Source organism: Streptomyces fractus, from assembly GCF_049844455.1.
Lineage (GTDB): Bacteria > Actinomycetota > Actinomycetes > Streptomycetales > Streptomycetaceae > Streptomyces > Streptomyces fractus.
Genome location: NZ_JBMYHI010000002.1, coordinates 5,053,696 through 5,068,828, shown reverse-complemented (window position 1 = coordinate 5,068,828; position 15,133 = coordinate 5,053,696). Strand labels below are relative to the sequence as shown.

At 71.4% G+C, this 15,133-nt stretch carries 11 protein-coding genes and 1 tRNA gene; 7 read left to right on the top strand and 5 right to left on the bottom strand.

Annotation, left to right across the window (positions count from 1 at the left end):
- Nucleotides 1-54 precede the first annotated feature (54 nt).
- From ACP4E5_RS24910 to ACP4E5_RS24880, 7 genes are all read left to right on the top strand, one after another.
- Complete coding sequence (locus ACP4E5_RS24910; RefSeq protein ID WP_425832258.1) at nucleotides 55-246, top strand: hypothetical protein; 192 nt, start codon at nucleotides 55-57, stop codon at nucleotides 244-246.
- Nucleotides 247-271: 25 nt separating this feature from the next.
- Entirely contained in the window at nucleotides 272-781 is a 510-nt protein-coding gene (locus tag ACP4E5_RS24905) for a hypothetical protein (protein WP_425832256.1), read from the top strand.
- Between the two features lie 12 nt (nucleotides 782-793).
- Complete coding sequence (locus tag ACP4E5_RS24900) at nucleotides 794-1,165, top strand: hypothetical protein (protein WP_425832254.1); 372 nt, start codon at nucleotides 794-796, stop codon at nucleotides 1,163-1,165.
- Between the two features lie 134 nt (nucleotides 1,166-1,299).
- Nucleotides 1,300-2,136, top strand: coding sequence for a bifunctional DNA primase/polymerase (locus ACP4E5_RS24895; RefSeq protein ID WP_425841627.1), 837 nt, complete (start codon nucleotides 1,300-1,302; stop codon nucleotides 2,134-2,136).
- 2 nt (nucleotides 2,137-2,138) lie between these two features.
- Nucleotides 2,139-3,614: an ATP-binding protein gene (locus tag ACP4E5_RS24890; RefSeq protein ID WP_425832252.1), complete on the top strand. Its 1,476-nt coding sequence runs from the start codon at nucleotides 2,139-2,141 to the stop codon at nucleotides 3,612-3,614.
- 452 nt (nucleotides 3,615-4,066) lie between these two features.
- On the top strand, nucleotides 4,067-4,270 hold the full coding sequence (locus ACP4E5_RS24885; protein ID WP_425832250.1) for a helix-turn-helix domain-containing protein: 204 nt from the start codon (nucleotides 4,067-4,069) through the stop codon (nucleotides 4,268-4,270).
- 64 nt (nucleotides 4,271-4,334) lie between these two features.
- Nucleotides 4,335-5,732, top strand: a complete 1,398-nt coding sequence (locus tag ACP4E5_RS24880; RefSeq protein ID WP_425832248.1) for a tyrosine-type recombinase/integrase — start codon at nucleotides 4,335-4,337, stop codon at nucleotides 5,730-5,732.
- Between the two features lie 50 nt (nucleotides 5,733-5,782).
- Here the strand turns inward: ACP4E5_RS24880 and ACP4E5_RS24875 are convergent.
- The 5 genes from ACP4E5_RS24875 to topA all read right to left on the bottom strand — a co-directional run bounded on the left by ACP4E5_RS24875 (nucleotide 5,783) and on the right by topA (nucleotide 15,084).
- A tRNA-Thr gene (locus ACP4E5_RS24875) sits at nucleotides 5,783-5,856 on the bottom strand.
- A gap of 94 nt (nucleotides 5,857-5,950) precedes the next feature.
- Nucleotides 5,951-7,528 carry an alpha/beta hydrolase gene (locus tag ACP4E5_RS24870; protein ID WP_425832246.1) on the bottom strand — a complete coding sequence of 526 codons (1,578 nt, stop codon included), beginning with the start codon at nucleotides 7,526-7,528 and terminating at the stop codon, nucleotides 5,951-5,953.
- 164 nt (nucleotides 7,529-7,692) lie between these two features.
- Nucleotides 7,693-8,898, bottom strand: coding sequence for a DNA polymerase III subunit delta' (locus ACP4E5_RS24865; protein WP_425832244.1), 1,206 nt, complete (start codon nucleotides 8,896-8,898; stop codon nucleotides 7,693-7,695).
- 133 nt (nucleotides 8,899-9,031) lie between these two features.
- Entirely contained in the window at nucleotides 9,032-12,148 is a 3,117-nt protein-coding gene (tmk, locus tag ACP4E5_RS24860) for a dTMP kinase (protein WP_425832242.1), read from the bottom strand.
- A 104-nt stretch (nucleotides 12,149-12,252) separates the two neighbouring features.
- Entirely contained in the window at nucleotides 12,253-15,084 is a 2,832-nt protein-coding gene (gene topA / locus ACP4E5_RS24855) for a type I DNA topoisomerase (protein ID WP_425832240.1), read from the bottom strand.
- Between the last annotated feature and the right edge of the window lie 49 nt (nucleotides 15,085-15,133).

Sequence of the window (15,133 nt, the reverse complement as noted above, 5' to 3'; positions counted from 1 at the left end):
GGCGGCGTCCACACGAGGGTGCTGCCCGCCGGCCGTTTCAGGGAGGCCCTTCTCGTGCTCGTGACCCTGTCCGCCGTCGCCCTCTTCGGAGTTCTGACGGCCGTTCTTCTGCGGAGCCGCTATGTCGGCCCGCTCGCCGCCGCCGCGGTCTTCCTCTTCGGCTTCTTCACCGCCGACACCGGCGCCTCCAGCGCGGTGCGCGCCGTCTGCGGCGCCCTGCTCGATGCCGCTCAGTCCATTTCCTGACCCACCCGCCCGGAGGTCTGCCCCCATGACCGACTATGAGCAGCCGGCCGCGTCGGCGTGGTCGCCGCGGATGAGCGACGCCGAGGCGAACGCCGAAGCCCGCCGGATCATCAACGAGCTCTACCGCCCGGTGCCCGCGCCCTGGCAAAAGCCCACCGCCTACCGCGACGAGACCCCCACCCCGCCGTATGGCACCGCGGAGCCCGTCCACCAGGACGACCGGCGCGCGGTGCCCCAGTGGGCCGCCGGGGCTGCGGTCGCCTCGATCGGCGTCGGCGCCGGGACCACCGGGGTCGGCTGCGGGGTCTGGCTCGTCCTGAGGGGGTTCTCTTCCATGAGCGTCACCGGCGTCGTCTGCATGGGCGTGCTCTTCTCCGGGATCGCGTTCGCCGCGCTGTCCATCGGCGCCGCCTTCTCCCGTGCCAAGCGCTCCAGTTCCAAGCACGTCTACACGGGCCCGGTCACCCGGCACACCCACGTGACCACCCACACCCGCGGGGCCTTCTCCCGCTCCTCCAACACCTTCCACGGCTGAACAGGAGGCCACATGAGCACGACCAACCCCGCGCAGCTCGCCGAGCACGCGGCCGAGGCCATCCGCTCCTTCAACCACGCCACACAGTCCGGCAAGGGCGAACTGGCCTACCCCGCCGACGCGTACGAGGCGGTCGGCTCACTCGTGATGCTCGCGCAGCGCCTGCCCCAGGGCCTTGGCCAGCTCGCCAGGTTCCTGGAGCAACAGGGCAGGACCGGTCACGTCACCGCCGACCACGGCGCCCCGGAACTCCACCTCGCCAAGGCCCGCGCCGCACTCGGCACCGCCGCGCTCAGCGCCCAGGCCGTCACCGAGTTCCTGGAGCAGGCCCACAACGCGCTCGCCCCACTCGGCTGGAACGGCCCGATGACCGACGACCGGTAGCTACGCCAAGGGCGGCCCCTCCGTCTCGCCAAAGTCGCGGGGCCGCCCTTGTCCACCTGCCCACTGAAGACCTGTGGAGGTCTCCCAGCATGACTCAAGTGACCGACATCCGGCGAGACAGTGAGCGCCGCCGCATGAGCAACCACCTGCGCACTGCCCTCCAGCTCGCGGCCGAAGGGCTGCCCGTCCTGCCCTTGCGCAAGGGGAAGGTGCCCTTCGCGAACTGTCCGTCCTGCCTGTACACCTCGTGCGGCGGCCGGCCGCACATGAAGACCCCCGGCCCCTGCACCTGCCCCGCCCCCTGCCACGGCTGGGCCGCCGCCACCACCGACACCAGCGTCATCACCTCGCCCGCATGGGCGCCCGCATGGCAGGGCGCCGGGGCAGTCGCCTACCACCCCGGCGGCGCCGGCCTGACGGTCGTGGACCTCGACGACGCCGACGCCATCGCGTGGGCCCGCGAGACCCTGCCCGCTACCCGCACCGTGGCCACCACGCGCGGCGAGCACTGGCTGTACCTCGGCGTCATGGCCTCCGCGAACGGTGTGCGGCCCGGCGTGGACATCAAGTCCACGATGTCTTACGCCCGCTGGCTCGGGTCCGGCACCGGCACTCTCACCGCATTGCCGAACGCGGTGAAGGCGCTGACCGTGAAGACCCCCAGCATCTACCAGGCCCCATGCATCGACGCACTGCCCACACGAGCCGCAGAAGGCACCTGTAGGCACCGCACACCCGCATTCCTGGAGCGCGGCATCACGATGGCGGAGCAGCGCATCACCGAGGCCCGCAACGCCGTACACAGCACGGTCTACGCCACGTTCCTCGCCGTGCTGTCCACCCACGGCCGCTGCGGCTGCCTCGCCGAGGCCCACGTAGCGCGGCTGTTCACGGCCGCGCAGGCCAAGGGCGAATCGGCACGGCACTGCACGGAAGCCTGGGCCAACGCCCGCACCACGTTGGGACTGTGAGCATGTCCGAGGACGACAAGACTCCGGCCCGCGAGGTCATCGCCGACTACGCGCAGGCCCACTTCCGCTACTTCCGTACCGCTGACGGCACCGTCTACGCGCAGAAGAACGGCCACCCCGTGGCCCGCCCCATCCGCTCGCAGGGAACCTCGGGCAGCCACCGCCAGGAACTCATGGTCGGGCTGTTCGACGACGGGCGCGGCGTCTTCAACGGCACCGCCCTCAAGGAGGCGTTGGACTTGATCGAAGCACTCGCCATGAAGCAGGACGTGCAACAGGTGCACATCCGCGTCGCGCCCGGATACGACGGCGCGACCTGGCTCGACCTCGGGCGCAACGACGGCAAGTCCGTCCGCATCCACCCCACCGGATGGGACATCCAGACCCCGGACCCGGCGGAAGTGTGCTGGCGTCGCACCCAGCTCACCGGCGAACTCCCGCTGCCCGCGAAGGACACCGACGGCAAGGGCATCGACCTCCTGCTCCGCCTGTGCAACTTCGCCAACGCGGAGACCGAGTCTCTGGCCATCGCGTGGCTGATCGGCTGCCTCGGCCCCTCCGTCCCCGTCCCCGCGCCGTTCCTCACCGGCCCGCAGGGGGCGGGCAAGTCGACCGGCGGGCGGATGCTCGTGCGCATCATCGAGGGCATGAGCAGCGACCTGCGCCGCGCTCCGAAGGACGAGGAGAACCTGACCGCGGCCGTGGCCGCCGGGTGGGTCACCGCGCTCGACAACCTGTCCTACCTGTCCCCGGACCTCTCCGACGCGATGTGCTGCATCGTCACCGGCGCCGAGACCGTCAAGCGCGCCCTGTACACCGACGGCGACGTGGTGCGGGCCCGCTACCGCCGCCCGTTGCTCATGACCGGCATCGACGTGGGCGTGATCCGGCCCGACCTCGCCGAACGGCTGCTGCCGCTGCGTCTGGAGCGGCCCAAGGTGCGGCGCACCGAGGCGGAGCTGTGGGCGGAGTTCGAGGAGATCCTGCCCGTCGTGCTCGGCTCCCTGCTCGACCTCACGGTCAAGGTGCGGGCCGCGCAGGCGGAAATCCCCACGGACCTGCGCATGGCGGACTTCGCGCACCTGTGCGCGCAGCTCGACGACGCCACCGGGTTCGGGGCGCTGGGCGCCTACCGGCGCAGCCTCGACGACCTCAACGACGACGTCATCGAGGGCGACCTGCTCGCGCAGACCGTGCTCCAGCACGCTGCGAGCATCGCGCCGGGCACCGACCAGCGCATGGCATCCGCCGAGTGGCTGCACGCGCTCACGCGGCTGTACAGCGGCGAGGACTGCCGTCCGCTGCCCAAGGGGTGGCCGACCACCGGCAAGGTGCTCTCCGACCGGCTCAAGCGGCTTCAGCCCACCCTCGCCGCGCGCGGCGTGTTCATCGACTGGGGCCGTACGAGCTCGGCCCGCTACATCGAGATGAGCCGCCCGCCGGCGTGGCCGTCGGCCGAGCAGGCGAAGGCGTTCTGACCTGCGGCGACCGGCCGCCTGAAAAAGCAAGAAGAGCACCCGGCGCGGCGCAGGGTGCTCTTCTTGCTGTTCGGCGGCTTGCCGCCGCCCAAAGGTCGTGCCGCGAAGCGGCTCCTTCTACGCCCTTCGCTGTTCGCGCGCGGCAGCGCGCGCCTCAACAGACACCACCCTCTTTTGTCCGAAGGAAAGAGATCCTGCGTCACCCACGTCACGACACCACCGGAAACGGCTTGTGACTTGCCGCAACACCCATGACGCAGACCGCCGAAGCCTGCGTCATCGTGCGTCACCTGCGTCATGGGCTGGCGAAAGGGGCCTGCGTCACCGATGACGCACCCCCGACACTCCTGCGTCACGCCAAAACCGCAGGTCAGGCCCCACACGTGACGCACGTGACGTGATGACGCAGAAATCTCGACCTCGGACACGTGCACCGCCGAGGAGGCACCCGGATGAGCACCGCCCTTGCTGCACCCGTCGACAAGCTCCTCTACAAGCCCGAGGAGGCCGCCGACGTCCTCTCGCTCGGACGCTCCACCGTCTACGAGCTGATGGCCGAAGGCGCCCTGAAGTACATCAAGTTGGGCCGCACGCGCCGAATCCGGCGCGCTGACCTCGAAGCCTTCGTCGAAGGCCTCTCCGTTCTGCCCAACTGAGCCGAGCACGCCTTGAGGCGCCCCGAGCATCCTGCTCGGGGCGCCTCTCGCATGAAGGAGGCACATGAGCCCGCGCAAGCCCAACAACGAGTCGTCCATCTACGAGGGGAGTGACGGTTGGTGGCACGGCCGCGTCACGATGGGCGTGAAAAACGATGGCAGTCCGGATCGCCGCCACCGGCGCGCCCGCGCCGAAGCCGAGATCAAGCGCAAGGTCCGGGACCTGGAACGGGAGCGCGACCAGGGACGCGCCACGAAGGCGGGCCGGAAGCCCACCATCGAGAAGTGGATGGAGACGTACCTGACCACCATCGCGAGCCTGAAGCTCAGGCCGCGCTCGCTCGATGACTACTGGTCGAAGACCCGCAACGACATCATTCCGGGTATCGGGAAGCACCGGATCGACAAGCTTCAACCCGAGCACCTGGAGCGGATGTACCGCGACATGCTCGATGCCGGCCACGCTCCCTCGCACGTCGTGAAGGTGCACCGCATCATTTCGCGCGCCCTGAAGATTGCCCACCGCCGCCGCCTGATCACCGAGAACGTCGCCACGCTCGTGGACCCACCCAGCGTCGACGAGACCGAGGCGAACCCGTTCACTCAGGAGGAGGCCAAGAGGTTCCTTGAGGCCGCCGCCAAGCGGCCCACCTTCATGCGGTGGATCGTCGGCGTCGGCATGGGCTTCCGGCAGGGCGAGACGCTCGGGCTGCGGTGGTCGTACGTCGACCTCAAGGCCGAGCTGTTCCACCCCCAGTGGCAGCTACAGCGCCTCACGTGGAAGCACGGATGCGGCGACCCGCACGCCTGCGGAAAGCGTCTGCACCACTTCCACCCCTGCCCGAAGGACTGCACCCGGCACGAGAAGTACAAGCGCGGTTGCCCGAAGCCCTGCACCAAGACGTGCACGAAGCACGCGAGCGCCTGCCCCGAGCGCAAGGGCGGCGGGCTCGACTTCACGCGGCCGAAGACCAAGAAGAGCCAGAACCCCGTCCCGATCCCACCCCCGTTCATCCCGTTCCTGTCCGACCACAAGGCCCAACAGGAGGTGATGCGGGCCGCGGCCGGGGAGCTGTGGCAGGAGCACGACGTCGTGTTCTCGCGCGAGGACGGGCGCCCGCTCGACCCTCGGCAGGACTATGAGGAGTTCAAGGAGCTGCTGAAGGAAGCTGGGATCGACGACCGCCGCCTCTACGACGGGAGCCGCCACACCGCGGGCACGATCCTGAACGAGTTGGGGGTCGACATGACCACGATCATGGAGATCCTTCGGCACACCCAGATCAGTCAGACCCGCCGCTATGTGAAGGGCCGATCGCACCTGTCGAAGGACGCGATGCGGCGCATGGGCGAGTTCTTCTCACCTGCTCCCCCGACCCCGGATTCGAGCCCGACTGAGACCAGAACTGAGACCCAAGACAGCCGCGCGGCCCGTGCGCGACGTCGCCGCCGCATGCGCTAGAACGACAAAACCCCAGGTCGGAAGGTGTTCCGACCTGGGGTTCCCGTCTGAGCCGCCTTCGGGATTCGAACCCGAGACCTACGCATTACGAGTGCGTTGCTCTGGCCATCTGAGCTAAGGCGGCGCCGCCGCGCGCACCGGAGTGCGTCAGCAACGTCGCCAATCCTACACGCTCCACAGGAGTGCTCCGCACAGCCTTTATGACCAGGGGACACGCACTACGAGCAGCGCTTTCCGTCGGCGGGAGGGGTGCCGGTCAGGAGGTAGTCGTCGATCGCGCCGTCCACGCAGGCGCTGCCGCGGCCGTACGCCGTGTGGCCGTCGCCGTCGTACGTGAGGAGGTGGCCGGAGGAGAGCTGGGCGGCGAGGGACTTCGCCCAGCGGTAGGGGGTGGCCGGGTCGCGGGTGGTGCCGGCCACGACGATGGGGGCGGCGCCTTCGGCGGTGATGCGGTGGGCCTCGCCCGTCGCCTTCACCGGCCAGTAGCCGCAGTTCAGGGAGGACCAGGCGAGGCCCTTGCCGAAGACCGGGGACGCCTTCTCGAAGTCGGGGAGCGCCTTCTCGACCTCCGCGGGCGAGGTGAAGGACGGGGGCTGGTCCAGGCAGTTCACCGCGGCGTTGGCGAACATCATGTTCGAGTACGAGCCGTCGGGCTCGCGCTCGTAGTAGCTGTCGGAGAGGGCGAGCAGGCCCGCGCCGTCCTTGTGCTTCATGGCCGCGGTGAGCGCCTCGCGCAGCTGCGGCCAGGCCCCCTCGTCGTACATCGCGGCGATCACGCCGGTCGTGGCGAGGGCCTCGCCGAGCTTGCGGCCGCCCTCGTCCCCCGTGTCGATCGGCGTGCGGTCGAGGGTGGTGAAGAAGTCCTTGAGGCGCTTGCCCGATTGGTCGGGGTTGCCGGTACCGAGGGGGCAGCCGGAGCGCTTCGCGCAGTCCTTCGCGAAGGACTTGAACGCCGTCTCGAAGCCGGCGGTCTGCTGTTCGTTCATCTCGCGCGCGGACAGGGAGGGGTCCATCGCGCCGTCGAGGACGACCCGGCCGACCCGGTCCGGGTACAGGCCCGCGTACGTCGCCCCCAGGAACGTCCCGTACGAGGCGCCCACGTAGTTCAGCTTCTCGTCGTCGAGCGCCGCGCGTACGAGGTCCATGTCGCGGGCCGCCTCGACCGTGGAGACGTGCGGCAGGACCCGGCCGGACGTGCGGTTCGACGCCTCGCAGCCGGCGCCGAAACTCTTGTAGGCGGCGGTCAGGCGGGCCCGCTCGGCCTTGTCGTCCGGGGTGACGTCGGTCTGCGTGAACGCGTCCATCCGCTTGCCGTCGAGGCAGGTGACGGGCTCGCTGCGGGCGACGCCGCGCGGGTCGACGGCGACCATGTCGTAGCGGGCGCGGATCTTCTCCGGGTAGCCGATGCCCGCGTACGACTGGAGGTAGCCGATCGCCGAGCCGCCGGGGCCGCCCGGGTTGACCAGGAGCGAACCGAGGCGCTTGCCGGGGCCCGTGGCCTTCTTCCGGGAGACGGCGAGGTCGATGTCGCCTGCGGACGGCTTGTCGTAGTCGAGCGGCGCCTTGAGGGTGGCGCACTGGAACCCGGGCACGCCGCAATCCCGCCACTTCGGGGCCTGGTCGTAATAGGGCGCCAGATCGGCCGGTGTCGCGCGGGGCAGCGCGGCGAGCGAGGAGCCCGGGGCGCCCGAACTGCCCGAGGCGCAGGCGGAGATGGCGGCGAGCAGCAGCCCACCGGCGACGGCGAGCGCGGCGGGTCGGCGGCGTGGGGTGAGGGGGTGGCGCCAGGAGTACATCGGGCGAGCGTAACGCTCCGCGTGCTACTGGTCACCTTGCGTACGGGTGGGCTCGATCCGGCCCCTGCGGCGCTTGAGCAGCGGGGGTCGGGGCGGAGCCCCGTGGCGTGAGGAACGGCCGACTCGCACGGAGCCCCGTGGCGGGGCCCACCGCGGAGGAACGGCTACCCGGCACGCAGGGCGACCGTCATCGCCTCCACCGCCAGGAGCGGCGTCACATTGCCGTCCAGCGCGACCCGGCACGCCCCGATCGCCTCGATCCGCCGCAGCGTCGACTCCGGCGACGTACTGCGGGCGACCCGCTCCAACGTGTCCTGGATCTCGACGTTGGCCAGGTCCACGCGCGAGCCGAGCTGCATCGCGAGCACATCCCGGTAGACGACCGTCAGCTCCGTGAGCGCCAGGTCGAGGCTGTCCCGCTGCGAGCGCGTGCGGCGCCGCTTCTGCATGTCCTCGAGGTCCTTCATGACGCCGGCCGTGCCTCGCGGCATCCGCCCGCCGCTCTGGGCGCCCATGGCCGCCTTCAGCTCCTCGGTCTCCTTGGTGTCGACCTCTTCGGCGAGCTGCTTGGAGTCCTCGGCCGCCGCGTCCACCAGCTCCTGCGCCGCCTTGAGGCAGCCGCCGATCTCCTCGACGCGCAGCGGCACCTTCAGGACGGCGGCCCTGCGCTCCCGCGCGCGCGGGTCCGTGGCCAGCCGGCGGGCCCGGTCGATGTGCCCCTGCGTGGCGCGGGAGACGGCCGCGGCGACGTCCGGCTCGATGCCGTCACGCCGGACCAGCATGTCGGCGACCGCCGAGACCGCGGGCGTGCTCAGGGTGAGCAGGCGGCAGCGGGAGCGGATCGTCGGCAGCACGTCCTCCACCGAAGGCGCGCACAGCAGCCACACCGTGCGCGGCGCGGGCTCCTCCACCGCCTTCAGGACCGCGTTCGCCGACTTCTCGTTGAGCCGCTCGGCGTCCTCCACGAGGATCACCTGCCAGCGGCCGACCGCCGGTGCCGTGTACGACTTGCGGACGGTGTCGCGCATGTCCTTGACGAGGATCTCCGCGCCGACCGCGGCCACCGTCGACACGTCCGCGTGCGTGCCGAGCAGCGCGGTGTGGCAGCCGTCGCAGAAGCCGCAGCCGGGGGCGCCGCCGAGCGCCCGGTCCGGGCTGACGCACTGGAGCGCCGCGGCGAACGCGCGGGCCGCGGTCTCCCGGCCCGCTCCCGGCGGACCGGTGAACAGCCAGGCGTGGGTCATCTTCGACGCGGCCGGCGGCGGCGTGTTCGCGGCGGCGGCCGTCACCAGGGCGTCCGCGTCCCGCGCGGCCGCGCTCAGCTCCGCGATCACCCGGTCCTGACCCACCAGGTCGTCCCACACGGCCATGCGGTCACCGTCCCTTGCTCCTGCCGATCCCAGCGCACCCATTGTGCCGGTCGCCACTGACATCACCGGAACCGTGCCCGGGCCTCGGGGCTCCGCCCCGGACCCCGCGCCTCAAGCGCCGGCGGGGCTTGATCTACCGGCGCCGACCGCCCCGGTCGTCCTCGTCCTCACGCCCGCCGAGCAGCTCGTCCGCCAGCGACGGCAGGTCGTCCAGCGGCGTCTCCTCCGCCCAGTCGGGCCGGGGCCGCCGCGGCCTGCCGTTCTCGTCGACCTGGGGCAGCTCCGCCGTGCGCTCGTTGGGCCCGTCCGGGCCGGAACCTGCGGGCCGCTCGTCGCGGAAGTAGCCGCTCGGCACCCGGTCCGCGGGACCGGACACCTGCGGAAGGACCGCCGTCTCGTCCGCCGCGCCGGGCGCGGGAGGCTGCGGCAGCTGCGTCGTCTCCTCGGCGTCCGCCGCGTCACTCACCTGCGGCAGCACCGTGGTCTCGTCCGCGTCCCGCACCTGCGGAAGCACCGTGGTCTCCTCGGCGTCGGGCCGCACGATCGGCGTCGGCACCGTCGTCTCGTTGTCCACAGGGGCGTCCGCCGGGGCGTCGTCCGGCGCCTCGCTCGGCAGCTCGACCTTGCGGAGGTTCGCGGTCGGCGCGCCCGCACTGCGCTGCGCCTGCTCCGCGGCCTGCGCCGCGAGCCGCCGCGCCTCCTCCGCGCGCAGCAGCGCCTCTTCGGCCTTGCGCTGCTTCTCCAGGCGCCGCTCCTCGGCCTCGGCCCGCAGCCGCGCCTCGTCCTCGGCCTGCTTACGCAGCCGCTCCTGCTCCGCGGCGCGTGCCTCCTGCTCGGCCTTGAGGCGGGCCCGCTCCTCCTCGGCCCTGCGGCGCTCCTCCTCGGCGCGCTGCCGGGCCTCCTCGGCCTGCCGCTCGGCCTCCAGGCGCTGCGCCTCCTCCAGCTCGCGGCGCTTGCGCTCCTCCTCCTCGGCGCGCAGCTTGGCGAGCTGCTCCTGGCGCTCGCGCTCCAGGCGCTCCTCCTCCGCCTTGCGGGCGGCCTCTTCCTCGGCCTTGCGGCGCGCCTCTTCCTCGGCGGCCTTCCGGGCCTCCTCCTGCGCCTTGATCTCGGCCTCGGAGAGCGGGAGGAGTACGTCGAGGCGGTGCCGGATGACGGTCGAGACGGACTCGGGCTCCTGCCCGGCGTCGACCACCAGGTAGCGACCGGGGTCGCCCGCGGCCAGCGTCAGGAAACCGGAGCGCACGCGCGTGTGGAACTCCAGCGGCTCCGACTCGAGCCGGTCGGGCGCCTCCGTGAACCGCTCGCGCGCGGCCTCCGGGTCGACGTCGAGCAGCACGGTCAGGTTCGGTACGAGGCCGCTCGTGGCCCAGCGGTTGATGCGGGCGACCTCGGTCGGCGACAGGTCACGACCGGCGCCCTGGTAGGCGACGGACGAGTCGATGTACCGGTCGGAGATGACCACGGCGCCGCGCTCCAGGGCGGGCCGGACGACCGTGTCGACGTGCTCCGCGCGGTCGGCGGCGTAGAGCAGCGCCTCGGCCCGGTGGGAGAGACCCGCGGACGACACGTCCAGCAGGATGGACCGGAGCCGCTTGCCGACCGGCGTCGCGCCCGGCTCGCGCGTGACGACGACCTCGTGGCCCTTGCCGCGGATCCACTCCGCGAGCGCCTCGACCTGCGTCGACTTGCCGGCGCCGTCCCCGCCCTCCAGGGCGATGAAGAAGCCGGTCGCGGCCGGGGCCTGCACCGGGTCGTTCCCGCCGCGCAGCGCGTCCCGCAGGTCGTGCCGCAGCGGCACCCCGCTGCGGTCGTCGGCCTTGGCCAGCACGAGCGCGGCGACGGGCAGCAGCAGCGCGCCCACGAGCATCAGCGTGAACGCGGCGCCCCCGTGCGCGAAGACGAACTTTCCGCTCTCCAGGTGATGCGGCCCGATGAGCGCGGCGAGGACCGGCGCCAGCAGCGCGCCGAGCGCGACACACACGCGTACGACGGCCTGCAGGTGCTCGGTGGTGCGCGCCCGCCGGTTGTCCTCGGTCTCCTGGTCGAGCAGCGTGTGCCCGGTGTTGGCCGCGATGCCCGCGGTGACGCCGGCGAGCGTCACGACGAGGATCACGGTCGTCACGTCGGGCACCAGGCCCGCCACGAGCAGGCCGACGCCCGTGAGCGCGATGGCGAGGGCGAAGAGGCGGCGCCGCGAGAGCGGCGGCAGCACCTTGGGCGCGACGCGGATACCGACGACGGTGCCACCGGACAGGCCGAGCACGAGCAGGCCGAACGTGACCGGGCCACCGCCCAGGTCCTTGGCGTGCAGCACGGACACGGCGACCGCCGCCGCGATCGCCCCGGCGACGCAGGAGCAGGCGAGCACGAGCAGCCGGATCGCGCCCGTGCGCCCCTTGTCCACGCCCGTGCCGGTGCTGGGCCTGCGCAGCCCCTCGAGCGGCGACCGCGCGCGCGGGGTCTGCGTATCGGGCAGCTCCAGGAAGAACACGACCGACAGGGAGGCGGCGAAGAGCCCCGCCCCCACGTAGGACGACAGCGCCACCTGGTGCGAGGCGAACCAGTCCACGCCCGCGCCGAGCAGGTTCTGCACCAGGGTCACGACGACGAGGCCGGCCGCGCCCAGCGGCACGGCGACGAATCCGGTGCGCAGCGACAGCCGCCGCAGCGCGTCCGTGTGATCGGGCAGCGGCCGCACCGCCGCGCCCTCCAGCGGGGGCGGGGGCAGCAGCGCGGGCGCCGCGCTCGCCTTGGCGACGGTCCAGAACCGCTCGGCGACACCGCCGACGAAAGCCGTCACGAGGAGCATCGCCAGCGCGTTGTCCGGCGTCCAGTCGGCCCACAGCGGGGCGACGATGAGCAGCGCGGCCCGCAGTCCGTCGGCGCCGACCATGGTCCAGCGCCGGTCGAGCGGACCGCCGGGCGTCGTCAGCGAGGTCAGCGGCCCGAGCAGGACGGCGCCGAACAGCAGCGTCGACAGGATGCGCGCACCGAACACGGCGGCGACGGCGAAGGCCACGCCCCGGTATCCGCCGCCGAACGACTCCTCGGGGATGGCCGTCTGTACGGCGAGCACCACGAGTACGAGGAGCCCGATCACGTCGCCGACTCCGCCGACGAGTTGCGCCGACCACAGTCGCTTCAACTGCGGTACGCGCAACAGTGCGCGCACCGCTCGCTCTCGGGAGTCCGCTACCAGGGCGTCGTCGGGGGCCGTGTTCTGGTCCGTTGGCTGCTCGGCACGGGTCATTCGTCCAGCCTATAGGGACCCGCTGACACACCGAAGGCGTGTTCCCGCTGAGAACGCCTCCCCGCGTGAGACGCGGGGAGGCGGTCATTCCGCTGAGCGGTCGGCTACTCCGCCGGAGCCGTCTTCTTGGCGGCCGTCTTCGCGGTCGTCGTCTTCTTGGCCGCGGTCTTCTTCGCCGTGGTCGTCTTCTTGGCGGCCGTCTTCTTCGCCGTCGTCTTCTTCGCGGCGGTCTTCTTGGCGGGCGCCTTCTTGGCCGCGGTCTTCTTCTTGGCCGGGCCCTTCGCCCGCTTCTCGGCGAGCAGTTCGAACCCGCGCTCCGCCGTGATGTCCTCCACGGAGTCCGCCGAGCGCAGCGTCGCGTTGGTCTCGCCATCGGTGACGTACGGGCCGAAGCGGCCGTCCTTCACCACGACGGGCTTCTCGCTGACCGGGTCGGTGCCGAGCTCCTTCAGCGGCGGCTTGGCGGCCGCGCGCCCGCGCTGCTTCGGCTTGGAGTAGATCTCCAGGGCCTCTTCCAGCGTGATGTTGAAGAGCTGCTCCTCGGTCTCCAGGGAGCGCGAGTCCGTGCCCTTCTTCAGGTACGGGCCGTACCGGCCGTTCTGCGCGGTGATGTCGACGCCCTCGGCGTCCTGGCCGACGACGCGCGGCAGCGACATCAGCTTCAGGGCGTCGGCCAGCGTCACCGTGTCGAGCGCCATGGACTTGAAGAGCGAGGCGGTCCGCGGCTTCACCGCGTTCTTGCCCGTCTTCGGGGTGCCCTCGGGGAGCACCTCGGTGACGTACGGGCCGTAGCGGCCGTCCTTGGCGATGATCTGGCGCCCGGTCTCCGGGTCGGAACCCAGTTCGAAGTCGCCGCTCGGCTTGGCGAGCAGCTCCTCGGCGTACTCCACCGACAGCTCGTCGGGCGCGAGGTCCTCGGGGACGTCGGCGCGCTGGTGGTTCTCGGAGTCGCGCTCGCCGCGCTCGATGTACGGGCCGTAGCGGCCGACGCGCAGCACGATGTCGTTACCCACGGGGAACGACGAGACCTCGCGGGCGTCGATCGCGCCCAGGTCGGTCACGAGCTCCTTGAGGCCGCCGAGGTGGTCCCCGTCGCCGTTCCCGGCGTCGGCGGCGCCGCCCTGGCCGTCCGAACCCTCACCGAAGTAGAAGCGCCGCAGCCACGGCACGGCCTGCGCCTCGCCACGCGCGATGCGGTCGAGGTCGTCCTCCATGGAGGCGGTGAAGCTGTAGTCGACCAGCCGGCCGAAGTGCTTCTCCAACAGGTTGACGACGGCGAACGACAAGAAGGAGGGCACGAGCGCCGTCCCCTTCTTGAAGACGTAACCGCGGTCCAGGATGGTCCCGATGATGGACGCGTACGTGGACGGGCGGCCGATCTCGCGCTCTTCGAGCTCCTTGACGAGCGAGGCCTCGGTGTAGCGCGCCGGCGGCTTCGTGGCGTGGCCGTCGACCGAGATCTCCTCGGCGGACAGGCCGTCGCCCTCGGCGACCTGCGGCAGCCGGCGCTCGCGGTCGTCCAGCTCCGCGTTCGGGTCGTCGGCGCCCTCCACGTAGGCCTTCAGGAAGCCGTGGAAGGTGATCGTCTTGCCGGACGCGCTGAACTCGGCGTCGCGGCCGTCGGCGGACGTGCCACCGATCTTGACCGTGACGCTGTTGCCGACCGCGTCCTTCATCTGGGAGGCGACGGTGCGCTTCCAGATCAGCTCGTACAGCTTGAACTGGTCGCCGGTCAGGCCGGTCTCGGCGGGCGTGCGGAAGCGGTCGCCGGAGGGGCGGATCGCCTCGTGCGCCTCCTGCGCGTTCTTGACCTTGCCGGCGTACGTACGCGGCTTGTCCGGCAGGTAGTCGCTGCCGTACAGCTGCGTGACCTGCGAACGGGCGGCCGCGACGGCCGTGTCCGACAGCGTCGTCGAGTCCGTACGCATATAGGTGATGAAGCCGTTCTCGTACAGCTTCTGGGCGACCTGCATGGTCGCCTTCGCGCCGAAGCCCAGCTTGCGCGAGGCCTCCTGCTGCAACGTCGTCGTCCGGAACGGGGCGTACGGCGAGCGGCGGTACGGCTTGGACTCGACGGAACGCACGGAGAACTGCGTGTTCTCCAGGGCGGCGGCGAGCGCCCGGGCGTTCGACTCGTCCAGGTGCAGCGTGTTCGTCGAACCGGACTTCACCTGACCCAGGGAGTCGAAGTCGCGGCCCTGCGCGATGCGCTTGCCGTCGACCGCGCTCAGGCGGGCGGTCAGCGAGGACGGGTCGGAGGAGTCACCGGCGCGGCCCGTCGCGAACGTGCCGGTCAGGTCCCAGTACTCGGCCGAGCGGAAGGCGATGCGGTCGCGCTCGCGCTCGACGACGAGGCGGGTGGCGACGGACTGGACGCGGCCCGCCGACAGGCGCGGCATGACCTTCTTCCACAGGACCGGCGAGACCTCGTAGCCGTAGAGACGGTCGAGGATGCGGCGGGTCTCCTGGGCGTCGACCAGCTTCTTGTTCAGCTCGCGGGGGTTCGCGACGGCGGCGCGGATCGCGTCCTTGGTGATCTCGTGGAAGACCATCCGGTGGACCGGGATCTTCGGCTTGAGGACTTCCTGGAGGTGCCACGCGATGGCCTCGCCCTCGCGGTCCTCATCGGTGGCGAGGAAGAGCTCGTCGGACTCCTTCATGAGGTCCTTGAGCTTCTTGACCTGCGCCTTCTTGTCGCTGTTCACGACATAGATGGGCTGGAAGTCGTGCTCGACGTCCACCCCGAGGCGGCGGACCTCGCCGGTGTACTTGTCCGGGACCTCGGCCGCGCCGTTGGGGAGGTCGCGGATGTGCCCGACGCTCGCTTCGACGACGTATCCGGGGCCGAGATAGCCCTTGATCGTCTTCGCCTTGGCGGGCGACTCGACGATGACGAGTCGGCGGCCGCCCTGTGCGGTCTCGCTGGTCGGGGACAACTTCGCTCTTCTCTCCGGTCGGCGGTTCGGGGCCGTATCGATGGCTTTC